A 23,712-nucleotide genomic window follows, 5' to 3' on the forward strand; every position below is an offset into this window, starting at 1 on the left:
GGATAAGTCCCTGCCAGTTTATACTTAGAAAGTGGCGCGTACACCTACAGCAAAACGAGAACCGTTGTCTTCGATTGAGTAGATTTGGTCGTTGAAACGGCCTATCTGGGTTAACTCTTCGCCAGTGACGTTAATGCCTTCAACGAATACAGTGAAGTTTTCATTGATGTCATAACTTGCGCTTACGTCCCACTGTCCGTATGTCTTAGTGGTAACCGGCTCACCGGTCGCACCGCCAACGGATGTATTGTCTAGCGCGAACAGGAATGACTCGCGGTTGTTAAAGGCCACACGAGCCTGGAAAGCGTCTTTTTCATAGAACATGATAAGGTTCTGAGAATCGCCCAGGCCTTCCAACGCAAAGGTTTGCGTAGTGTCGCCACTGACTTCCGCATCGCTGTTTACCACTGTCGCGTTAGCCGTAATACCGAAGCCGTTGTCCCATACGTGAGTCACGGCGACTTCATAACCTGTAACGGTAGCGGTTTCACCGTTTTGTGGACGGGTAACGGTAAACACTTCGCCGGCGCCATTGAGTTCTTCCGTGGTAGCAACAACGTCTACGTCAGGGTTCGCTGGGTCGAGGGAGACGCCCACAGCACAATCTGCAGCGGTACAGCGGAATCCGTCAGCCGCAGTTCGAGCACTAAGGGAGTAAGTTTCGTCACCCGAGAGCGTAACGATAAAGTTCTCAACTTCTTTACTAAATACTGCAAAGCTGAAAATACTGTCGTCACTGTAGTACCACTCGAATGACAGATCCCAGTTTTCTGCTTCAAACGGTTTCAAAGCAGGGTTACCACCGGACGCAGTCAGATTCTGACGACGGGGCTCACCAAAGGTGGTTGCCGGAGACATTTGTGACATAGTTGGACGGCTCAAAGAGTCGTAGCGCGACAAACGCAGAATCATGTCTTCTTCCAGTTCAAGTTTTACGTTGATGCTGGGCAGAAGATTTGAATAGGATGAGGTGCCTGTAATGTTCTCTTCCGGGCCTGCCACATTCTGGAACAAGGTCAAATCGGTTGTGGGAACAATATCAACTAAAAATGCTTGTACCGCTGACACACTCACATCGGTTTCTTCATAGCGGGCGCCAATGTTGATGTTTAAAGGCATATCCCCCAGGTCGTAACCAAACTCAAACTGGGCATACAATGCCAGTACTTCTTCTTCCACTGTATAGTGGTTAGGGGCGAGCGTCGGATTAATTGGTGCACCTTGAGATGCCAGATAGTCGATGTAAGCATCGCCGTCGTAGGTATACCAGGTATCAATAAGACCGCTAAAGTAGTTGTTTGCTGTGAAAGGGCGAATGTTAAGCGCATCAACGGGAGCTTCGACGTTGTAGCCACAGAAGGCACACTGGGATGCAAACTCCTGGTAGCTGTATTTTTCCCGTTCGGAATACAACACACCAAAATCGGCTTTCTGGAATACTTCAGAATCAGAATAGTAAGTAAAATCAGCTTTGTACTCAGTGATTTCATCTTCTGACGCCCGTGGGTTCCCTAACTCGTTGTAATGCAGACGATTAAGGCCGATATCCGGCAGAGCACCGTTGGCAAATCCATCGTGAATAACGGTTGGTATACTACCCGTGCTGTCGAACTCATAGTTGTTGATAATACCTACAACATTGAATCGGGCATCGCCGGCAATATCATTTTCAGCTGTTGAGTGCGATACATCAAAGTTACCAATGAGGTAGTCTGTGATATTCCACTCTACATTTAAACCAAATCCGTCGTTGGTCACATCGCGCTGGTTACGGGTGTGTGATACAAAGTCAGAAGCCGGGTTACCACTACCTTGGTGCAGATCGATTTCCTGGGTGAACTGAATAGCAGTGCCTGTGTCAGCATTGACAGTGGCAGATCCAACGCGGTCAGGTTCAAACCATGAAGCTAAATCTGTGACCTGTGAATCTACTTCGAATTTAGACACAAAACCGTCAAGTGTGATAGTGATATCGTCGCTCGGCGCGAACTGCGCTACTAATGACGCGTTCGTTCTGGTTCTGTCTTGCTGATCTACAATCTGATCCCAGTTTCTTGGAAAGTAGACATTGTCAGCCAAAATGCCGTCGTTGCGGTTTGACAAAGTCAAACCCGGACGCCAGCCACCGGTTTGGATGCGGTTGATTTGCACCTGGCGTTCCTGGTGAGAGACGGCCAGTAATACCCCAAATTTGTCGTCTGCAAAGGTGTTACTGACCAGGAAGCTCGCTTGAGGCGACGTTTCTTCTGACAGATCTTCGTACATGCCTTTTACCGAGCCAACGATCTGCATGCCGTCGTAGTCGAATGGACGGGCAGTACTGACGTTGATGGTGGAACCGATACCACCGGACTGCATGTTCGCAACTGCACTTTTGTAAATGTTTGCCCCCGTAATTTGGTCAGCAGCCAGTACGTCAAAGTTGAACGCACGACCATCGGCGTCAGAGGCAAGCTGACGACCGTTAACCAATACAGTATTAAATTGCGGGCCAAAACCACGGACCGTTACTTGTTGACCTTCACCACCACTTCGGTCGATTGATACACCGGTGATTCTTTGTAGCGATTCTGCTACGTTCAGATCGGGGAATTTACCCAAATCTTCAGCGGCAATACCGTCCGACACTGCCATGTTTTCCTTTTTATCAGACATGGCGCGTTTAAGGCTACTCACAATGCCGCGCACTTCAATAACTTCAACGTTATCGTTGGCTGAGGCGTCCTGAGATAGTGCTACCGGCGCGTGTAGGGCAGAGGCAATAGCTACGCCTAAGAGTGAGCGTGTAGCGATAGGGACTAACTTCGATTTTTTGGTGTTATGTGTCACTGTGTTTTCTCCGTGATTTGGCAACATGTAACAACTTAATTATGTAGCAATTAACAAATTTTGTAATTGAACGTGAAAGTGTTAAACATGCATTTCACATTTTTAGTTTGCCCTTGTTACCATTGCGTTAGTATAACTAACTGATAAAAAAGGTCTTTGTTATCCAGGGGTAAACTAATGTAAACGTTTTCCCCAAGAATCTGTAAATACTAACACACTTTTAAAATGTAACAATAATGTTATCAATCTACTTTAGGATAATGATTACGAAATTCAGAACGATTTGTAGCTAAAGTGCCAAAAATTAACTGCATCTGATGCGATTAACGGCATTTTTCCACCCTTTGTATGCATGATCTCTTTCAGATTTTGAAAGTCGGGGTGAATATATACTGTCGCTCTTCCAACATTGGGTGAGTGTACTAACTGAATTGAATACACCAACTTGCAGACCGGCGAGAAACGCAGCGCCTAACGCCGTTGTTTCTGTTACTTCGGGACGCTCTACATCTGCGCCAAGAATGTCTGCAAGGAAACCCATCACCCAGTCATTTCGCGACATTCCGCCATCCACGCGAATCGTTGTTGGCCTGGCGCCATCGCTTTCCATGGCTTTTTGCAGATCTTTCGTTTGATAACAAACAGATTGAAGGCCTGCGGCAACGATCTCGCTTATACCTGTATCCCGGGTTAGACCGAGAATGGCGCCCCGTGCATCCGGGTCCCAGTAAGGTGCACCCAATCCGGTAAAGGCGGGTACCAGAAAAACGCCATTGTCGCGGCGGGCGCGCTGGGCAAGAGCTTCTGATTCTGCAGCATCGTCTATGAGTTTTAGTCCGTCGCGCAGCCATTGAACTGTCGCACCGGCCATGAAAATACTACCTTCCAGTGCGTAAGTGGTCTTTCCGTTGAGACGATAGCCTACGGTAGTCAACAGGCGGTTTTCAGATTTAAGTGGGGTATCACCGGTATTCAGAATCATAAAGCAACCGGTGCCGTAAGTGCTTTTCGCCATGCCTTTTTCAAAGCAGGCCTGGCCGACTAATGCCGCCTGTTGGTCGCCGGCTACACCGCCAATTGGCAGGGCAGTGCCCAGAATACTTTCGTCTAGGCAGCCAAAATCAGCGGCACAGTCGAGTACTTCCGGCAGCATAACTTCTGGAATCCGAAACGTATCGAGTAGCTTGCTGTCCCACTTCTGGTTGTGAATGTCAAACAACATGGTACGCGATGCATTGGTGGCATCAGTTTTGTGTGATTTTCCACCGCTAAGACGCCAGATAAGAAAGGTATCTACAGTACCAAACAGCAACTGACCGGCTTCTGCTTTTTCCCGAGCACCATCGACATTGTCGAGGATCCAGGCAATCTTAGTTGCGGAAAAATAAGGGTCCAGCAGTAACCCGGTGGTATTTGTGATGTACTCAACGAGTGCTGTGTCTTCGCTCAATTCGCGGCACAGCGGCGAGGTGCGACGATCTTGCCACACAATAGCCGGGTACACGGGTTTACCGGTTTGCTTATCCCATACTAGTGTGGTTTCGCGCTGATTCGTGATACCAATACTGGCGATATCTTTCGGCGTTAACTGGCATTTGTTAAATACGTCTTTCAGGGTAAGGAGAACGCTTTGCCAAATTTCCTCCGGATCGTGCTCAACCCAGCCATCACTAGGATAGTGCTGGGGGAATTCTTTTTGAGCAATCGCCTCTATACTACCTTCAGAAGAGAAAATGATGCTTCTAGAACTTGTTGTGCCCTGGTCAATGGCGAGAATAAACTTGTTCAAGTAAACACTCCGTTACGCTATTTGACGGCAGTTTGCATTATTTACAGCCGATTAACAATAGTAAATTTTCGAAAACGAACATTTAAGCTGCAATATGAACATGTTAAATTTTCGGTTATCAAGGTATAATTTATTGAGGTGTAAAAGGAAATAAAGATCGAATGAATCAAACGCAGCGCCACGAAAAAATTTTGAATTTGCTTAAACAGTCTGGCTTTATGTCTATTGACGAACTGGTATCGCAATGTAGTGTGACACCTCAGACAATCCGCCGGGATCTCAATCAACTAGCTGATTCTGGTAAAGTTAGTCGATATCACGGTGGTGCGGGTTTAACGAAAAGCTGGGAAAATACGCCCTACCAGGAACGAAAAACCCAAAATCAGGAAGTGAAGGAGCGCATTGCTGAAGCGGTGGCTGCAATGATCCCCGACGGTGCGTCACTGTTTATTAACATTGGGACCACCACCGAACTTATCGCAACCAAATTACTGCATCACAAAAATTTGCACATTGTTACAAATAATATTCATGTGGCGACAATTTTGTCTGCAAAAGAAGATTTTTCGGTCATCATTGCCGCTGGCGAAGTCAGGTTCCGGGATGGCGGTATTATTGGTGAAGCGACCTGCGACTTTATCAGTCAGTTCCGCATGGACTACGGTATCATAGGTATTAGTGGGATAAGTGCGGACGGCGCGCTACTCGATTTTGACTTCCGCGAAGTGAAAGTGTCACAGGCAATTATTGAGCACACTCAAACGGTGATCCTGGCTGCTGACTATTCCAAGTTTGAACGCAAAGCGATGGTAGAGCAGGGACATTTATCACAGGTCGATTACTTAGTGTGTGACAAATCACCGCCGGCTTCTATAGCCCCCATCATTAAAGAAAACAAAATTAAGTTCGTAAAAGCCTGACGTCGCCGCGCAGTTGTCATTTTCCTCTGTTCTGCCTGAATAGCTTGCGCAAGGTGGCCACACACCTTGCTCGTGTTGCGCGTAACCTGGCAAAAAATACCCATTGCACTGAAAAAATATTTTCACTGTAAACATACTTTTAACATTAATAATGTTCGTTTATTTTCGTTTAATGTTGACTTGTGTTCCTTTTGGCGTTCAAATAGCCAACATTGTGATAAGTGAAATGAGTAATAGTTCATGGTGAATAACGCTGAATCAGGCCAAACGCCCATCGATGTCCTCGTGGTTGGCGGTGGAATTAATGGTGCTGGTATTGCCCTTGATGCGGTAGGTCGAGGCTTATCTGTAGCACTTTGCGAAAAAGGCGATCTTGGGGGAGCAACGTCTTCGTCAAGCAGCAAGCTTATTCACGGTGGACTTCGCTACCTTGAGCACTATGAATTTCGCCTGGTAAAAGAAGCTTTGGCAGAACGGGAAGTTCTTTTGGCAAAGGCGCCTCATATCATGTGGCCCCTGCGTTTCAGGTTACCCCATCAGAAACATTTGCGTCCTGCCTGGATGATTCGCATCGGTATGTTCTTATACGACTCCCTGGCTAAGCGAAACGTACTCCCCCGTTCTAAAAAACTGTCCGTTGGTGCTGATAGCCCCCTGTCTGCAGACATTACTACGTGTTTTGAATATTCAGACGGCTGGGTCGATGATGCCAGACTGGTTGTACTCAATGCGTTGGCCGCTCAGGACAAGGGCGCGCAAATTCACGTGCGCACAGAAGTTGTCAGTGCTGAAAAAGGCGATAAATACTGGACGGTCGCACTGCGTGATGAACACGGAAAAACCTTTACCGTTAACGCTAAATCCATTGTAAATGCTGCTGGCCCGTGGGCGATTTCATTTCTGGATCGGGTATCGGGAATTAAAAATCCAAATGCAATGCGTTTGGTAAAAGGCAGCCATTTCATTGTACCTAAGCTTTATGACACAGATGAAGCGTATATCCTTCAAAACGAAGACGGTCGGATAGTCTTTGTTATTCCGTACGAAGATGACTTTTCGTTGGTGGGGACTACTGATGAAAATTACACTGGCGATCCCCGTGCTGCGAGTATTTCTAAGCAAGAGACAGATTATCTGGTGGATATTGTAAATCAATATTTTAAAACGAAAATCACCGCTCAGGATATTGTTCATACATACAGCGGTGTGAGGCCGTTGCTCGAAGAGAAAAATGCGTCTGCGCAGGAACTTACCCGTGACTACAAAGTGGAATTAAAGGGGAGAGCGGGTGAGCCCGCGTTGTTGAATATTTTTGGCGGCAAGATAACTACCTATAGAAAATTGGCAGAACACGCAGTGAATAAGCTCTGTGATGTCTTTTCTGATACTGGTGATGCCTGGACCAAGGACGTACCGCTACCAGGTGGCGAGTTTGCCGATAAAAAGCAATTTGGCGAGGAACTTACTACACAATTTCCATGGTTGAGCGCTAGTCAGATCCAGCGTTTCGTACGCCAGTACGGAAAGTTGTGCTATGTGTTCCTCCAGGGCAAAAGGTCGTTGTCTGATTTAGGGCAGGAATTTGGCAGTGGTATGCACCAGGCGGAGGTGGACTACCTTATTGAGCATGAATGGGCGCGCACCCTCGAAGATGTGATTTGGCGTCGTACAAAACTCGGGCTGAGGTTGTCAGACACAGAAAAAGCTAAACTTGAGCAATATATTACGCAAAGAGTGGCCAAACTAGCCTGTGAATCAGACGATTGGATTTCAGGTGTCAAAGTTGCTTCCTGAAAGCCGAAGGTGATCTTCCCACAGATTTACTAAAGCGCTTAGAAAAATTGAACACATTCGGATACCCCACGTACTGGCCAATATGAGAAATTGGCCAGTTTGTGTTTAGCAATAACTTTTTCGCTCGTTCCATTCTCAAATGGATGAGCTGTTGAACCGGACTTCTTCCAAACTGTGCCAAACATAGCCTGTGCAGGTGAGGCGCCGAGTAATGGACTCGGTCGCACATGGCTTTCACCGTCCAGGGCAATTGCAGTTGGTTGTCTATGGTAGCAAAGAGTTGGCTTAATCTGTTGGGTTGACGGTGAGCGTTTGAAGATAATACGGTGTTGCTCAGGTGTTTTTCAATTAGTGGCATCACCGCAGCGCGCATTGTCGCTTGCTGTTCCTGATATAAGATCTCCATGGCGTGATGAACCACCTGAAGGTCACAATGTTCGACAACCGGGGTCTCAGCGTCATGTACCGCATACCACCTTGGTGTATCAGACAGATTCAACCAAATGATATCCCATCTTGGGGCCGCAATTTCCACTTCAAAGGGCGCGTTGGCTTTCAACACCGCCAACGAATTTTGCGACAAGGTAAAGTCGCCGTCTGGTGTACGTACTACGCCCGCTCCACTAAGCGTATAAAACAGGGTATGGTTGGCGGGGAAGACTCTTCCTACTCGGTATTCTCCTGATAAATTTGAACAACCAGCCAATTCAATATCGAGATGCCTGATTTCAGGCGCATTTACCCTATCAATAAAGCGCTCTATGCAGTCAGGCCCAATATTTACAATGTCTAAAAATGTTGTTGTCAAAATGTAATATGATATTTTTGGATAAATAAAAGAGAGCTTTGAGCATAAATTAATTGGTCTAAGTTGGCTATAGTGCAAGGCAGAAATTCACCGCCCTTTCAGGAATATTTTATGACCAGTATAAGTGCGATTGTCGCCAGACAAGATTGGCAAAACCCCACTGTCATTCAGCGCAACAAAGTTCGTGCCCACAGTCCGTTAAACGGTTTTTCCAGCCTCACAGACGCGTTACACAATACTGGGCAACAGCGACAAAATCTTAACGGTGAATGGGATTTTCGCCTATATCCGCGTCCTGAAGAGGTGCCTGATGAAGTTATTAAATCGAGTTTACCGGAACATTTAGCATCTCAATGGCGGGCAATACCCGTGCCGTCAAACTGGCAGTTGCAGGGAGTAGATAAACCTATTTACTGTAATGTGAAGTATCCCTTTGCCGTAAATCCTCCTCACGTGCCTGATGACAATCCGACAGGTTGCTACCGCACTGTTTTTAATATTACGGCTGAGCAGAGAAAACGACGTAGTCATATTATTTTCGACGGTGTTAGCAGCGCATTTCATCTGTGGTGTAATGAGCAATACATTGGTTACTCTCAAGACAGTCGACTACCCGCCGAGTTTGATCTTTCTGCGGTGCTTCGGGACGGCCAAAATACGCTGTTTGTTATGGTTATGCGCTGGTCAGATGGCAGCTACCTGGAAGATCAGGATATGTGGTGGATGAGTGGCATATTCAGAGATGTCACGCTGCTGTTTAAACCTCATCACTACATTAAGGATGTGTTTGCAACCCCCTCTTTGGACGCCTGCTACCGCGATGGCCAGGTTGCTGTGCGCACGGCCATTCACGCACCGGCAAATTATAAGGTACGGGTTGAGTTGTTCGACGGTGATCAGCCGGTCGGGACTCACAGTACGCAGACAACCAATAATCGACGTATAGATGAAAAAGGAGGCTGGCAGGATGTGGTCTTTCAATCTGTTAAAGTCGAAGCCCCTAAACATTGGACAGCGGAAACTCCGTACCGCTATCGGTTGGTGGTGTCACTACTGGATGAGCAGGATTGCGCCGTTGATATTGAAGCTTATGATATAGGTTTTCGCAATGTAGAAATGACAAATGGACAGCTGTGTATTAACGGTAAACCCATACTTATTCGCGGCGTGAATCGTCATGAGCATCATCCCACACGAGGGCATGCAGTCACTGAAGCTGACATGATTGAAGATATTCGATTGCTTAAACAGAATAACTTCAATGCTGTGAGAACTGCCCACTATCCAAACCACCCAAGATGGTATTCACTGTGTGACGAATACGGGCTCTATGTGGTGGACGAAGCGAATATTGAAACTCACGGCATGTTTCCCATGGGCCGTTTGGCTTGCGACCCTCAATGGGCCGGAGCCTTTATGGCCCGTTACACACAAATGGTAGAAAGAGACAAAAATCATCCCTCGGTGATTGTGTGGTCGTTGGGGAACGAGTGTGGACACGGGCCCAATCACGATGCCATGTATGGTTGGTCAAAAGCGTACGACCCGTCCCGCCCGGTGCAATATGAAGGTGGCGGTGCTGATACCAGTGCCACGGATATTATCGCGCCCATGTACGCCAGGGTTGATACTGATATTGAGGACGAAGCAGTACCGAAATGGTCAATTAAGAAGTGGTTGTCACTACCGGGCGAAAACAGGCCTCTGATTTTATGCGAGTACGCCCACGCCATGGGCAATAGTTTGGGAAGTTTCTCCGACTATTGGGATGCTTTTCGCAGTTTTCCGAGGCTTCAGGGGGGATTCATCTGGGATTGGGTTGATCAAGGGCTTGAAAAAACAGATGAGCGCGGCCAGTCTTACTGGGCTTACGGTGGCGACTTTGGCGATACGTATAACGACCGTCAATTTTGCATCAACGGCTTGCTATTTCCCGATCGCACACCCCATCCTACACTGTATGAAGCCAAGTATTGCCAGCGTCAAATCACCGCGTCTATGGAAGAAACGGACAAGGCGTTTTGTATCGAATTAACCAGTGAGTATCTATTTAGGCACACTGACAATGAGCAAATGATCTGGGAACTGGTGGAAAACGGTGTGGTAGTGGAAAGTGGCAGTGAAGATGTCCTGCTGGCGCCACAGCAAAGCAGGCGTTATATCATTCAACCGATACATGTGCATCAACCTGGAGCCTTGTACCATATCAATGTGAAAATTGTATTGAGGCAATCGTGCGCTTGGGCTAACGCTCAGCACGAAATGATGGCCGAACAATTTAGTGTCGCTAATCGAAGTGGTTTGGCAGCGCTTGCCCTTGATGTCTCTGTTGAGGACCCAATCAATGTGGTTGAATCAGCGCATTCTATTCACGTGACTGCAAAGAACTCGGTATTTGAAGTAAGTAAAACAACGGGGTTACTAAGTTGTTGGGCGTTTATGGGCAAGTCAGTCATTGCCTTGCCTATGGAAGATAACTTCTATCGCGCTCCACTGGACAACGATATTGGTGTGAGTGAAGTCGATAACCCCGACCCCAATGCATGGGAGTCGCGATGGCAGCGTGCGGGTGTTGGTCACTGGCACAAAAGGTGTCTTCAGGTTGGGCAGCGAACAACTGACGATGATGTGCGTATCACAGCGTTTTTCCAATACACTCACAAAGAACAGGTGAAGGCACAAAGCCGCTGGTGTTATACCATCGACAGCACAGGGCAACTTAAGCTTGATGTAGCGGTAGAATTTGACGATCAGTTACCGCCAATGCCGCGAGTTGGGATACAACTGGCACTAGAAGCGCTTGGCGAAGATGAGACCGTCCACTGGCAGGGGCTGGGGCCCTTTGAAAACTACCCTGATAGATGTGAAGGCGCAATATATGGCCGCTACCAACGGAGCGTTGACGCGCTGTATACACCGTATATCTTTCCGTCGGATAACGGGCTTAGAAGCCACTGTCATTATCTGGAAGCCGGCAACTTAATCGCGAGTGGTGATTTTCATTTTGCAGTAAGTCGTTTTACTCAGCATCAGCTGGCTAACGCTAAACATACGAATGAACTACAAGACAGTGGATATCTCTACGTATTCGTTGACCATGCGCACATGGGGGTAGGCGGTGATGACTCCTGGAGTCCAAGTACCCATGACGCGTTCTTGTTAACCCAAAAGCAGTACCGCTACGAGATCTGCTTCCAAGCGAAATAAAGGCTAGGTCATGCGGGTTATAAATGCGCATGGCAGTATAATCGCTATGATCGTCACTGATTACTACGCCAGTGTCAAAGCGGGGCCCAGGTATACATTAGCGTCGAACGAGAGAATTTCGTTTTATTAACGTGGGGGTGTACTTAAACATGATGCCTGGCTCTGGCTTTTTGCCATTGGCGTAGCGAAGCGCAAGCTCTGCTGCTTTTGCCGCCATCATTTCTATCGGGTAGCGCAACGTCGTGAGTTTCGGGCGACAATATTTAGCCAGGAGAACATCGTCGTAGCCCAGCACTGACACTTGCTCTGGTACGGCTATTCCCTGATCTTGCATCATGGTCATGGCCCCCGAAGCCATGGCATCATTGTAGGCCAGTACAGCGGTAAATTTTGCCCCTGTGGCCAACAGGTTTTGCATGGCTTGTTCGCCGCCTTCCTGATCCGGTGTGGCGTATTCAACCTGGGTTTCCGGCAGTGAAAGACCTGCATTGGAAATGGCGTTTCGAATGCCTTCAAGACGTTGGTTGGGATCATCAATGCGGTATTGACTGCTAATAACGGCTAAATTGATATGGCCCTGCGATATGGCATATTCTGCCATCAAGCGTCCGCCGGCGACATTGTCTAGCCATACACAGCGGTTGGCAATGGCGGGAATAAAGCGGTTAATTAAGACAAAACCGGGAATTTGGCTGGCGAAGTCGATAAGTGTGTCGTCGTCCAGGGCTTTACTGTGAACGACCATGGCCTCAACCCGATATTCCATAAGGGTTTCTATGGCTCTGCGCTCGGTTTCTTTTTCGATAGAGCCCGCGCTTAGGAGGATTTGAATATTCTTGCGGCGCGTGACTGATTCTACGCCATGGGCCAGCATAGCAAAAAACGGGTCGTGCAATTCGGCAAGTACAACCCCCAGTGCTGTGTTTTTTTGCGTTACCAGTGCACGGGCATTCGCATTAGGACGATAGCCCATTTCCGCCATGATTTGCTTCACGCGCTGGCGAGTTTTTTCACCTACTTTGGGGCCGTCGTTTACGACCCGGGACACGGTGGCAAGTGAGACACCTGCGGCCTCGGCGATATCTTTAATGGTAGCCATGACTGAGATACTTCTGATTATATTGTAACAGCGAATTCCTGCGGTCTTAGGGCCGCATGGCAACGTTTTGCGTGTACTGTACCCATTATTGAGACGCTAATCCACGACTATTCCCAAGGGATAAAAAAATAAGATAAGCGGTAAAATAAATTCAGGAAAACGTATACCCTTGCGCTACTATACTATACCAGTTGTAATTAAATTGTACCTATCTTGTAATTTTGAAAATGCCGGGAACAGTTAACTATGAATATTCAAAAAAGGCTTTTTGGCGAAGCCGATGGCAAGGCGGTTTACTTGTATCGTTTGAGCAATGGCAAGGGTATAGATGTGGAAATACTCACTTTTGGCGGTATTATCCACAGTCTACAGGTACCTGATAGCAGCGGTGCGCTGCACCAGTGCGTTCAGCAATACAGTAGCCTTGAAGGCTACATCAGTGACCCAAGCTACCGAGGCGCATTAGTGGGGCGGTATGCCAATCGCATAGGCAAGGGGCAATTTTCATTGGACGGCATCACTTATCACCTCGATCAAAATGGCGGTGAGCACTGCTTGCACGGCGGTGAACAGGGTTTTCACAAAAAGGTATGGCAGGCGGAGGAAGTATCCAGCGGCAATGCGGCCGGTATCAGACTAACCCATACCAGTGCCGATGGTGAGAGCGGTTTTCCGGGTAATGTGAACGTAGAGGCCACATACTGGTTGGATGAAAACAATGATCTTACTCTCACGCTGCATGCGACAACAGATAAGGCCACGCCCTTCAGCATGACACAGCATGCATACTTTACCTTAAGTCGGGACCCATCGGTTAAATCAACGACATTGTACCTCAATGCCGATGCCATCACAGAAGTCGACAGTTCCTTGTGCCCTACTGGTAAAACCATAGCCGTTGCAAACACGCCATTTGATTTTCGGACACCGAGCAAGATTGCCTCCCGTTGCACTGGGACACATCCTTTATTTGATGCTGTGGGCGGGTACGATCACAATTTTATTCTAACTGCCTCCTCCTCGTCAGATAAACCTGCAGCGCAGGCCTCTGCTGATGACACAGGCATTGTCATGTCGCTATACACAGATTTACCCGGGTTGCAGTGCTATACTGGAAATTTACAGGGCGAAGAGCAATTAGGCGCGTTTTGCCTTGAGCCACAACATTTTCCCGACGCCCCAAATCAAGAGGATTTTCCCAGTCCAATTATTACGCCACACAAGCCTTACAAGGCCGTTATACGCTATCATTTTGAGGTTGCTAAGTAAGTAACACAGCGTATTCTTGCTGTTAACAAATAATTTTCTTTTTTGCGGGAATTGATTCCCGCTAAAGCTTGCTATAAGATTAGGGTAAACGTTTAACCTACATTCCGTAAACACGGAATCAGCTCGTGAGAAATACTATGGGTACGCCTTTTGATCCGACAAACGATCCGCATCGTCGCTATAACCCGATGATTGGAGAATGGGTGCTGGTTTCGCCGCATCGCGCGAAACGTCCTTGGCAAGGGCAATCTGAGCCGCCCTCAGAAGAACAGAAGCCCGCCTACGACCCATCGTGTTATTTGTGTGCAGGTAACACTCGTGTAAACGGTGAAGTTAATCCGCAGTATACTGGCACATTTGTCTTTGAAAATGATTTCGCGGCTCTGAAAAAAGACACAGTTGAAGCTAAAGAAGAAGATGAACTCTTCCATTTCGAAGCTGAGCAGGGCTGTAGCCGTGTAATTTGCTTTTCTCCGGATCACAGTAAAACGCTGCCGGAGCTCACAGATGAAGAGCGCTTAGCTGTCGTTGAGTGTTGGAAAGAACAAACGGCAGATTTAGGGCAAACTTATCGTTGGGTGCAGGTATTTGAGAACAAGGGCGCTATGATGGGCTGTTCCAACCCTCATCCTCACGGACAAGTGTGGGCACAAAAACACTTGCCCACAGAGCCAACAAAAAAACTGGCGCACTTTAGTGCGTATTATGAGAAGCACAATCGCACCATGTTGTTGGATTACGCTCAGCGCGAAGTGGAAAAGCAAACCCGTGTGGTGTGCAGCAACGACGATTGGGTTGTAGTCGTGCCGTATTGGGCTGCCTGGCCGTTTGAAACCTTGTTATTACCTCGTTTTGCGGTTAAATCATTGGCGGAACTGACTGATGCACAGTCGTTGTCGTTAGCACAAATTGTCGGTGACATTACCACCCGTTACGATAACTTGTTTGAAACATCTTTCCCTTACTCCATGGGCTGGCACAGTGCGCCTTTTGACGATGACAGTCATGATGAGTGGCAATTGCACGCACACTTCTATCCACCCTTGTTGCGTTCTGCCAGCGTCAGAAAATTCATGGTGGGTTACGAGTTGATGGCTGAGACCCAGCGTGACCTGACGCCAGAGCAAGCAGCAGACAGGCTAAAAGCACTGCCAGTGGTTCACTATAAAAAAAGTGGTAGCAACAATGGATAATTCAAAGCTGGTTTCTCATTTTAAAGACGCTTTTCAGCGCGAACCTGACTGTGTTGTTCATGCGCCTGGTCGGGTAAACCTGATTGGTGAACACACAGACTATAACGAAGGGTTTGTTTTTCCCGCTGCCATTAACTTTGGCACCTGGATTGCGGCAAGTAAACGCAGCGATAGCACTGTTGTGGTTAGGGCGCTTGACTATGACAATCAGGTTAATGAGTTCCCCTTAAACGATATTCAGTTTGACGAAACGCAAGGCTGGGCTAACTATATTCGCGGCGTTGCAAAAGTGCTTCTGGCTGACTTTCCTCAGGTTGGTGGCGCAGAATTAGTGGTAACGGGTAATGTTCCCCAAGGCGCAGGTTTGAGTTCTTCCGCGTCTTTTGAAATTGCTATTTTGAAGGCCTTCGCAACACTTTATGATTTGCCGCTGGACGGCATTAAAGCGTCGTTGCTGGGACAGAAAGCCGAAAATGAATTTGTTGGTTGCTCATGCGGTATTATGGACCAGCTGATTTCTGCCATGGGCCATGTTGGCCACGCCATGTTACTCGATTGTCAGTCGTTGTCAGTGAAACACGCTCCGCTGCCGGATTCCCATCAAATAGTGATTATCAATTCCAACGTTAAACGCGGGTTGGTAGACAGTGAATACAACTTGCGTCGCGAGCAGTGCGAGCAAGGCGCTGCGGTGATGGGGGTAAGTTCATTGCGCGGTGCGACCCTCGACATGCTGGAAGAAAAGAAAGCAGACATGCCAGAGGTCGTTTACCGGCGTTGTTTGCACGTATTGACAGAAAATATTCGTACCTTGGCTGCCAGCGAAGCTCTGAGCAAAGGTGACATTGCTGCGGTAAGTCGCGCCATGGCAGAGTCTCATGTTTCCATGCGAGATGATTTTGAAATTACCGTTAAACCTATCGATTATCTGGTTGAAATTATCGGCGAGGTTCTCGGCGAAACCGGCGGTGTGCGCATGACTGGAGGCGGTTTTGGAGGTTGTGTCGTTGCGCTGGTGCCCTCGGACACGGTGGATGCGGTTAAGCAAGTGGTAGATGAAAAATACCAGTCTGCTACCGGGTATAGCGCCGATATCTACGTGTGTACTGCTACCCAGGGCGCATTTGCCTAATTGCTTTTAACGTGTCTTGCATGCATGTCTCTCATTTGACGTGCATGTCCGGCGCTGTCGGTAGTGTGTGCTGACAGCGCCTTTTTTGATTTACCGCGCATCACTGATCCAGTGATCGGCTTTTCATGCCAATAGATATCAGGTACTCTCAAAAATGTTTCTACAATGAATGTGAAAATGTCGTTAGTCGGCTCGCATTTTCAGGTATACTAGCCTGCTTATATCCCGACTTAATCAGTTATGCGCACACGCTGTCGGTAGCGATCTGGCGCAACAAGTAAAGAATTACAGGAGACATCGATGGCAACGAGAGGCGTCAACAAAGTCATTTTGGTAGGTAATCTGGGCAACGACCCGGAAGTTCGCTACATGCCGAATGGAAACGCCGTAGCAAACCTGAGTCTGGCCACGAGTGAGAGCTGGAAAGATCAGCAAGGGCAGGTACAGGAACGCACAGAATGGCATCGACTCACCATGTATCGGCGTTTGGCAGAAATTGCCGGTGAATACTTGAAAAAGGGTTCACAAATTTATGTTGAGGGTAAACTGCAAACCCGCAAATGGCAGGATCAGCAAGGTCAGGATCGCTATACCACTGAAATCATTGTCGACCAGATGCAAATGTTGGGCGGCCGTGAAGGTGGTGGCCAGCAAGGCGCTCAGAGCGGTGGTTATCAACCACGCCCGCAGGGAAATCAGGGTGGCCAACAAGGTGGTGGCGGTTATCAGCAGCGTCCACAAGGCAATCAGGGCGGCGGCTACAACAACCAAAATCAGCCTGCTACTCAAGGTGGTAACAAGCCGCCTATGGCAGAACCAGATTTCGATTTTGATGATGATATTCCGTTCTAGAGTTCACCTGAGACATATTCTGTAAAGAATTCTAATTAAGCCCTTATTCATAAGGGCTTTTTTGCTTTTAGGTATTCATTCTATGTAAGGAATTTGCTTATTGTGAAGAGCTTCGAGGAGCAACGCCTGTTTATTATGGTCGTATTTCTTCGTATAAAGTCAGTGTCAAAAAGCTTATCCGCCCATTTGAGTCAAAGTACCCAGGCGCGACAATTCATGTGATTTACGAAGCTGGGTGTCAGCTGGGCCGTGTGTCTATTGGATTTATCGGCTGATAGCAAGTTTAGGCCATTGTTGTTGTGTTGTTGCCTCATCTAAAAATCGTCCACAAATAGTAATTTACCAGTTGCAAGTTGCCCATCCCAGTCAACGGTCTTAAAGGCGTTACCCTGTTTATTGAAGTGGAGGTGCATTTTTTGGCTACCTGATTCGAGGACTACTAAATCTTTTTCTTTGGCTACCCAGACGACAGACGACCAACTGTGAAGTTTGGAAATGCCGCCATCTTTGGAAAAGGAGAAAATATATTCTCGCTCTCTCCAAGTGTAAGACCATGTAGAACCGGCAATTTTTGATTTAAAAGCAACTCTCTCTACTTCTCTGTCGAATTTATCTTTACCGACTGCATCAGGCGAAAAATTGAACAGCATCAGAGTTAACAAACTTAAAAAAATGTACTTCATTTAACTTCCTTGTTTGGCATATAGTTTCTAAATAAGGGCGCAGACACGAGGGTGACAATGCGAAGCAGTCCTAGCGTATGCGTTCCAGCGAACGTAATGAGTGACTTAATTTGTTAGCTGCCACCTACTAGTAATGATAACGACACGAAATCACCGTAATGGCTGTATCATCCACGGCATATACTAAACGATTGGTATCATCTATTCTGCGAGACCAGAAACCTGAAAGGTTTTCTTTAAGGGATTCCGGTTTTCCGATCCCATCAAATGGGGAGCGCTTAACATCGGTAATTAGCATATTGATACGTTTCAAGGTTTTCTTGTCTTGAGTCTGCCAATAGACATAACTATTCCAAGCTTCATCAGTCCATGATAATAGCCTGTTACTCATCAATCAGTTCTCGCTGGGTCGTTTTACCCGCTTTATACTGTGCAATTGAACGATTTAAGTGTTCAGCGTTCGCTGGAGAACGAAGTAAATGAACAGTTTCCATAAGGCTGTTGTAGTAATCCAATGACATTACAACAGCATCTGCAGAGTCACGACGAGTGATGACCGTAGTATCCGCATCGTTAATTACATTATCCAATACGGCTTTTAAACCATTTCGGGCCTCGGTAAAAGAGACTATTCTCATCTTGCACCTCACTTGTACATTTTATTGTACAAGTCTAGCTTGAAAATATGTACATGTACAGAATGTTGTGCATGGTGAAATCGATTTGTTTATTTTGCCACTACCCATCGTTTAAATTCCGCGGGCGCACCCATGAATACTGAGTGCGATGGAACAGGTTGATTTACCACTGCTCCTGCAGCCACTATGGCGCCCATTCCAATCGTCACCCCTGACAAAATCACCGCATTGGCGCCGATCCACGCATTTTCTTCGATTGTAATGCCACCACGCCGTGCTGCCGTTATCTCTTGTGTTTGTAGTTCATAGCTGCACAGTACGGCGTTAGGACCTATGAAAACACCCCTGCCTATGGTGATATCAGCGTCTGCTAGTATTGTTAAATTGTGGTTAGCAAATACACCTTTTTGAATGCGTACCTGTCCGTCGCCTGCGATAAACAAACCGGGTTCTAACCAACAGGGCATAGATACGTTGGCAAGTTGTTTTAATGCCTGCTTTTTTTGCTTTGGCGAACCTTTGATATCGCTATATTGGGTCAATGCTGTCCGCTGGGTATCAGTAAGCGGAATCTGGTTGCGTAATTCGGTAATTTTGCCCGGTGAATAAGTTAGCAAGGTCACGGTACTTTCTCTCTGGGAGATCCTTGTTTACACTGAGTGAGAAAATAAAAGAATAACAGGTTGTGCTGCGAAAAGATGGAAATTGTTTTAATACGTCATGGAAAGCCACTGTCTGCTTCGAATCACAGGATGAACTGTGCTGGCTATGCAGACTGGATACGAAAGTATAACCGAAGCGGCCTTGACCCTAACAGTAATCCTCTTAAAGTGATGGACTTATCTCAACACTACCATTTGTGCAGCGATTTGCTCCGGGCGCGATTGAGTGCGCAGAAATACAGTGCCAGCCAGGTTCACGAATATCACAGTGTGTTCAGAGAAATGGAGATCCCGTATTACCGCATTCCCGGGAGGCGCCGCGCCTGGACCTGGGTTTATTTGTGCAGGGCATATTGGATGATGGGGCGTGCAGGGGCATTTGAAAGCTATTGCGATGCTAAAGCCAGGGCAGCCGCCGCCGTTAACCTGTTGGAAACCCGAGTTAAAACCCATAGCAAAGTGGTGGTGTTTGGCCATGGCATGATGAATCGGACAGTGCGAAAACTGTTGGCAGCGAAAGGTTGGAACGTTGCAGAAAAAGATAATCATTATTGGGGTGTGAACCGGCTATACTTACCCGAGTGACGATATTTTGTCAGTCATTATTTGAACGTCTAAAGTGAATTACACGTTATGTATGTTGGTTGGAAAGCCTATTTAAAACAAAAATTTCAACCGCAGAAACCTCACTTGCAATTGGGGGTGGCGTTGTCTCACGAAGCCGCCTTTTTTACGGTGTTGGACAAACAAAACTATGTGGTTGTGTCTGAGCAAAGTGCCACAATCGAGCACTGGCCCTCAGCATTAGAAAATTGGATCAGTGAGCAAAAACTCTCTGGTATAACGTGTTGCGTCTCTTTCACTCAGCATGCCTATCAGCTTTTGCAACTCGACAGACCGGCAGTGGATGACAGCGAAATAAATGCAGCTTTGGGCTGGACTGTTAAAGACATGCTGGGAGTTGATACCCCAGTGGCAATTGACTACTTCGATGTGCCGGTTCCTTTGGCGGGTTCACAAAAACTGCACGTGGTTGCATTACCGCAAGATGAGGTAACCAATGTGGTTACTGCTTGTGTTAATGCCGGTGTTCGGTTAAAGCAAATAAGTATAGAAGAACTGGCGCACTGTGAACTATTACCCGTGTCAGATGAACCGGTGATTTCCCTTACTCAGGATGTGGGAGAGGAAATTATTCTCAATGTCATCGTAAGGGGTAATCTGTACATAAGTAGGCGCTTAAAAGGGTTTGAGAACCTTGGTAGCTTTTCAGAGCAAGAGTTGAAAATGGGCGTGCTTGATACCCTTGGCATTCAACTGCAGCGTTCTATGGACTTTTTCGAGAGCCAGTTGCGCCAGGCTCCCGTGCGACAAGTTTATATTAATGTGAACTCAAACTACGAAGCACTTATTGCGATGCTCATTTCAGAGATGGTAGAGGCTCGGGTTGAGGTGTTGGAGTTGCCCTTTCAAACCCACAAAGCCCGGTATGGCAATCTCACTAGTATGGGTATGGCATACGCGCAAATACACGCCCGACAATCTGTAGTAGAAGGGGCTCAATGAAACATCGCCTGAATTTTTATAACGACAGCTACCAACCGCAAATAGACTGGCTTTCATTACCCAGTATTTCACTTGTGCTCTCGTTACTGCTGTGCGTTGTGGTGTTGGCTGCGGTTGTGGTTCAGGGGATGGCTGGGACCGCCGAAACACAATATGTACAAACGGCAATGACGACACAACAGATCGAGCAGTCTGTATCTGAGCTCGAAGCTCAGGTGATGAACCGGACTCACGACCCAGCGCTATTGCAGGAAATTGAAAATACCAAACAGCGCATTGCTGATCATACTCTTCTGCTTCATGCCATTGAAACGCAAATGCCGCTGAAGCAAAAACGTTTTTCCCTGCTGTTATCTGACTTGGCAGACGCATCCCAAGCGTCGTTGTGGCTAACTCACATTGTTGTTTCAGAAGCGTCAATAACGTTCAAAGGCGGCGTTTCGACACCAGAGGCGTTGCCACAATGGATCCAGCGTTTAGGCGGTACTGAGTCATTGAGCCAGCAGAAGTTTTCTTCTACCACTTTACTAAACGAAGAAGGAAACATGCGTTTTACCCTGTCCACCGAGCCCGCGCTGCCCGCAGACAATCTGGAGCTACCATGAGTAAACCACTGTTGTCAGATAAATTTGCCGGGTTGTCGACCCGTGAGAAAGCAATGACACTGGCGGCTGGCGTGGTACTCATTGTGTTAGTAGGTTTTGCGTTCTTTATTGAGCCAGCTGTGAAGGATTGGCAGAAATACCGCGCTGATACGGTTGCAGAAAAAATGCGTCAACGACCGTTGCAACAGCGTCTGCAGGTATATGAGGAGGCGCTCAGGGAAGATCAGGACGCAGCGTTAAAACAAGAACTGGAGATGCTTAGTCATACTCTTGATGAACTCAATGCTGCGTTCGATGCAGAATTTGCCAAACTGGTTGAGCCAGCCGCGATGGGGCCGCTTATCAGACAGGTTTTCCGACATGCAGGGGCGTTGACGCTGGATGAAATGACCACCCTGCCTGTTAAAAATGTAGTAGCCCCCAAAGGTAGCGAACAGGAAGCGTCGGCAGCGCGCTCGCTTTTTCAGCACAGCATTCGTCTTACTTTCACAGGAACGTATTTTGACGTTCAGCAGTTTATTGCCCGTTTGGAAGCGCAAACCAGCCAGTTTTACTGGCAGTCGCTGGATTATCAGGTAACGGCATACCCCAATGCGTCGGTGACGATGCAGGTATATACCCTGAGTGCACAAGAGGCTTTTATTGGTGTGGAATAAACGTTTATTGATTATGGCCGCTTTTGTCGCGCTTGTTGCGTCGGTGCAGGCACAGCAAGACCCAACCCGGCCCGGTGAAGGATACAAGGGCAGTAAGCAGCAGAGCCCGCAGACCGCCCTGGTTGTTTCGGCCATTTTTTACTCGCCACAACGGGCATGGGCAATGATCAACAACCAGATGGTGTATGAAGGAGACAAACTGTCTGACAGTGTTACTGTAGTGTCTATTGCACCGGCGTCAGTGCGATTGAAAGTGAAAAAGAAAAATGCATGGCAAAGCCTTACGCTTAACGTTAATGCACCAGGTACAAAAATAAAAGTCCGCCATGCGGATAACAATTAGAGGTCAGACAATGCGTCGAGCGATTACGTCATTGATCACACTACTTTTGCTAACGGGTTGTCAGTCTACAGAAAATGAATCTGTGGTAGCGCGTTCACTAAAAGCGGAATTGGAAGCGCAACTGGCAGCAGAACGGGCTCAGGCGAAACAGCGTCAGGCTCTTGAACATGTACCTGATGATGTCTCTCAGGCATTGGCACCGCCTCCGGCTTTCGCTGGCACGCTGCTGTCCGGGCCAGAAAAATACGACATCAACGCGAAAAATGTGGATGTTAACGATTTCTTTGCTGGCATGGTTGAAGGGACGCCATACAGTGTTGCTGTTCATCCAGAAGTGACAGGAACGGTTAGCCTGTCGCTTAAGCAGGTTTCCTTGGACGAGGTGATGTCTTTGATATCAGACCTGTACGGTTACGATATCCAACGTCAGGGGAATGTGTTTAGAGTTCTGCCTGCGGGCATGCGAACCGAAACCTTTGCCGTTAATTATTTACTGATGAAGCGCGATGGCGCTACTCAAACCAGTATTATCTCTGGTGGTGTGTCTCAAGGCGGAAACAACAACCTCAACGGCAGCGGCCAATTCAGCGATTTTAACAGCGTAGGGGCCGGTTCTCTTGGTAGCAATAGCGGTCTGGCTGGCAACAGCAACGGTACAACCATCAATACCAGAACGGAAACGAATTTTTGGGAAGACCTACAGGCCAGTCTTGCAGCTATGTTGGGTACCAATGACGGACGAGCGGTGTTTGTCACTCCACAGGCTGGGTTGGTAACTGTGCGTGCACTGCCCTCGGAAATTCGCGCCATTAAGCATTTCTTGCAAGTGTCGGAACAACATCTTCAGCGCCAGGTGGTGTTGGAGGCGCGGATTCTTGAAGTGGTGCTCAGTGATGGCTATCAGCAGGGCATCAACTGGAATGAAATTATTGCTAATGTAGGTAGTACCGACCTGTCTTTTTCTACCAGTGCTGGATCTGTAGGTAACAATGTCACTCTGGAAATGGGAGGCGTAACTAGTTTGTCCTTTCTCAACAGGGATTTTTCAGGCGTGTTGTCGCTGCTATCAACCCAGGGGGACGTGCAGGTACTGTCCAGTCCGCGGGTAACTGCTACTAATAATCAGAAGGCTGTAATTAAGGTGGGTGATGACGAGTACTTCGTCACCGATGTGTCCAGCCAAAATACTATCACTGCTACTACCACATCGGTGGTACCCGATATAGAACTGACCCCGTTTTTCTCCGGTATAGCACTTGACGTTACACCGCAGATTGATGAAAAAGGCAGTGTGTTGTTACACGTTCATCCTTCAGTGATTGAAACGGAAGAACAAACCAAAGTTGTTACGCTGAACGAAGAAGAAATTGTACTGCCTCTGGCCCAGAGCACTATTCGGGAATCAGACACAATCATTCGCGCCTCGTCCGGAGAGATTGTTGTGATTGGTGGTCTTATGCAAACAACCCGCTCAAGTACAGAGTCAAAAACTCCGGTTCTCGGCGATATCCCGGTGTTGGGAAATATGTTTAAGAATCGCCGTGAAGAAGAAGTGAAAAAGGAGCTCGTTATTTTGTTGAAGCCCACAGTGGTAGAGCCGGGAACATGGAGCAAGCAAATTGAAATGAGTCGGGCGCAAATGGCTGACTGGTTGTATGTGGAATAGT

General features: G+C 47.5%; 21 protein-coding genes. 13 read left to right on the forward strand and 8 right to left on the reverse strand.

Annotated features, from left to right (window positions below; genetic code table 11):
* Window positions 1–24: 24 nt before the first annotated feature.
* Both KO518_RS02160 and glpK read right to left on the reverse strand, forming a co-directional pair.
* Entirely contained in the window at window positions 25–2,829 is a 2,805-nt protein-coding gene (locus KO518_RS02160; RefSeq protein ID WP_371742216.1) for a TonB-dependent receptor, read from the reverse strand.
* A 304-nt stretch (window positions 2,830–3,133) separates the two neighbouring features.
* Window positions 3,134–4,618, reverse strand: coding sequence for a glycerol kinase GlpK (gene glpK / locus KO518_RS02165; RefSeq protein ID WP_216024159.1), 1,485 nt, complete (start codon window positions 4,616–4,618; stop codon window positions 3,134–3,136).
* 161 nt (window positions 4,619–4,779) lie between these two features.
* Between glpK and KO518_RS02170 the strand changes: the two genes are divergently transcribed.
* The gene (locus KO518_RS02170; protein ID WP_216024160.1) at window positions 4,780–5,538 is read left to right on the forward strand and encodes a DeoR/GlpR family transcriptional regulator; all 759 of its coding nucleotides are present in this window, start codon (window positions 4,780–4,782) and stop codon (window positions 5,536–5,538) included.
* A gap of 240 nt (window positions 5,539–5,778) precedes the next feature.
* Window positions 5,779–7,332 (forward strand): glycerol-3-phosphate dehydrogenase, encoded by a 1,554-nt coding sequence (gene glpD, locus KO518_RS02175; protein ID WP_216024161.1) that lies wholly within the window; start codon window positions 5,779–5,781, stop codon window positions 7,330–7,332.
* Here glpD and KO518_RS02180 read toward each other — a convergent pair.
* On the reverse strand, window positions 7,316–8,140 hold the full coding sequence (locus KO518_RS02180; protein ID WP_216024162.1) for an AraC family transcriptional regulator: 825 nt from the start codon (window positions 8,138–8,140) through the stop codon (window positions 7,316–7,318). The two genes, glpD and KO518_RS02180, sit on opposite strands and share 17 nt — an antisense overlap.
* 111 nt (window positions 8,141–8,251) lie before the next feature.
* On the opposite strand from KO518_RS02180, the gene KO518_RS02185 reads away from it, so the two are divergent.
* Window positions 8,252–11,347 carry a beta-galactosidase gene (locus KO518_RS02185; RefSeq protein WP_216024163.1) on the forward strand — a complete coding sequence of 1,032 codons (3,096 nt, stop codon included), beginning with the start codon at window positions 8,252–8,254 and terminating at the stop codon, window positions 11,345–11,347.
* Between the two features lie 97 nt (window positions 11,348–11,444).
* On the opposite strand, the gene KO518_RS02190 is transcribed toward KO518_RS02185, so the two are convergent.
* On the reverse strand, window positions 11,445–12,446 hold the full coding sequence (locus tag KO518_RS02190; RefSeq protein ID WP_216024164.1) for a LacI family DNA-binding transcriptional regulator: 1,002 nt from the start codon (window positions 12,444–12,446) through the stop codon (window positions 11,445–11,447).
* Window positions 12,447–12,692: 246 nt separating this feature from the next.
* On the opposite strand from KO518_RS02190, the gene KO518_RS02195 reads away from it, so the two are divergent.
* The 4 genes from KO518_RS02195 (at window position 12,693) to KO518_RS02210 (ending at window position 16,892) form a co-directional block, all read left to right on the forward strand.
* Window positions 12,693–13,715 carry an aldose epimerase family protein gene (locus KO518_RS02195; RefSeq protein WP_216024165.1) on the forward strand — a complete coding sequence of 341 codons (1,023 nt, stop codon included), beginning with the start codon at window positions 12,693–12,695 and terminating at the stop codon, window positions 13,713–13,715.
* Between the two features lie 137 nt (window positions 13,716–13,852).
* Window positions 13,853–14,908, forward strand: coding sequence for a UDP-glucose--hexose-1-phosphate uridylyltransferase (locus KO518_RS02200; RefSeq protein ID WP_216024402.1), 1,056 nt, complete (start codon window positions 13,853–13,855; stop codon window positions 14,906–14,908).
* Window positions 14,901–16,040 carry a galactokinase gene (gene galK, locus KO518_RS02205; RefSeq protein ID WP_216024166.1) on the forward strand — a complete coding sequence of 380 codons (1,140 nt, stop codon included), beginning with the start codon at window positions 14,901–14,903 and terminating at the stop codon, window positions 16,038–16,040. The genes KO518_RS02200 and galK overlap by 8 nt, the downstream gene beginning before the upstream one ends.
* A 300-nt stretch (window positions 16,041–16,340) precedes the next feature.
* A complete protein-coding gene (locus KO518_RS02210; protein ID WP_216024167.1) occupies window positions 16,341–16,892 on the forward strand; it encodes a single-stranded DNA-binding protein in 552 nt (183 codons plus the stop codon).
* A gap of 314 nt (window positions 16,893–17,206) precedes the next feature.
* Here KO518_RS02210 and KO518_RS02215 read toward each other — a convergent pair whose 3' ends face one another.
* The 4 genes from KO518_RS02215 to KO518_RS02230 form a co-directional block, all read right to left on the reverse strand.
* Window positions 17,207–17,575 carry a hypothetical protein gene (locus KO518_RS02215; RefSeq protein ID WP_216024168.1) on the reverse strand — a complete coding sequence of 123 codons (369 nt, stop codon included), beginning with the start codon at window positions 17,573–17,575 and terminating at the stop codon, window positions 17,207–17,209.
* 127 nt (window positions 17,576–17,702) lie between these two features.
* On the reverse strand, window positions 17,703–17,966 hold the full coding sequence (locus KO518_RS02220; protein WP_216024169.1) for a Txe/YoeB family addiction module toxin: 264 nt from the start codon (window positions 17,964–17,966) through the stop codon (window positions 17,703–17,705).
* Entirely contained in the window at window positions 17,959–18,213 is a 255-nt protein-coding gene (locus KO518_RS02225; RefSeq protein ID WP_216024170.1) for a type II toxin-antitoxin system Phd/YefM family antitoxin, read from the reverse strand. Before KO518_RS02225 ends, KO518_RS02220 begins: the two co-directional genes overlap by 8 nt.
* Before the next feature lie 89 nt (window positions 18,214–18,302).
* Window positions 18,303–18,836: a DapH/DapD/GlmU-related protein gene (locus tag KO518_RS02230; RefSeq protein ID WP_216024171.1), complete on the reverse strand. Its 534-nt coding sequence runs from the start codon at window positions 18,834–18,836 to the stop codon at window positions 18,303–18,305.
* Window positions 18,837–18,911: 75 nt separating this feature from the next.
* Here KO518_RS02230 and KO518_RS02235 point away from each other — a divergent pair, with 75 nt between their 5' ends.
* The 6 genes from KO518_RS02235 (at window position 18,912) to mshL (ending at window position 23,711) form a co-directional block, all read left to right on the forward strand.
* Window positions 18,912–19,460 (forward strand): histidine phosphatase family protein, encoded by a 549-nt coding sequence (locus KO518_RS02235; RefSeq protein WP_216024172.1) that lies wholly within the window; start codon window positions 18,912–18,914, stop codon window positions 19,458–19,460.
* Between the two features lie 105 nt (window positions 19,461–19,565).
* Window positions 19,566–20,441, forward strand: a complete 876-nt coding sequence (locus tag KO518_RS02240; protein ID WP_216024173.1) for an MSHA biogenesis protein MshI — start codon at window positions 19,566–19,568, stop codon at window positions 20,439–20,441.
* The gene (locus KO518_RS02245) at window positions 20,438–21,046 is read left to right on the forward strand and encodes a PilN domain-containing protein (RefSeq protein ID WP_216024174.1); all 609 of its coding nucleotides are present in this window, start codon (window positions 20,438–20,440) and stop codon (window positions 21,044–21,046) included. The genes KO518_RS02240 and KO518_RS02245 overlap by 4 nt, the downstream gene beginning before the upstream one ends.
* Complete coding sequence (locus KO518_RS02250) at window positions 21,043–21,702, forward strand: hypothetical protein (RefSeq protein WP_216024175.1); 660 nt, start codon at window positions 21,043–21,045, stop codon at window positions 21,700–21,702. Before KO518_RS02245 ends, KO518_RS02250 begins: the two co-directional genes overlap by 4 nt.
* Entirely contained in the window at window positions 21,692–22,045 is a 354-nt protein-coding gene (locus KO518_RS20060; protein ID WP_216024176.1) for a general secretion pathway protein GspB, read from the forward strand. Before KO518_RS02250 ends, KO518_RS20060 begins: the two co-directional genes overlap by 11 nt.
* Window positions 22,046–22,055: 10 nt before the next feature.
* Window positions 22,056–23,711, forward strand: a complete 1,656-nt coding sequence (gene mshL / locus KO518_RS02260; RefSeq protein ID WP_216024177.1) for a pilus (MSHA type) biogenesis protein MshL — start codon at window positions 22,056–22,058, stop codon at window positions 23,709–23,711.
* Window position 23,712: the final 1 nt, after the last annotated feature.

Origin of the sequence: Aestuariibacter sp. A3R04, assembly GCF_018860805.1 — a bacterium.
Lineage (GTDB): Bacteria > Pseudomonadota > Gammaproteobacteria > Enterobacterales > Alteromonadaceae > Alteromonas.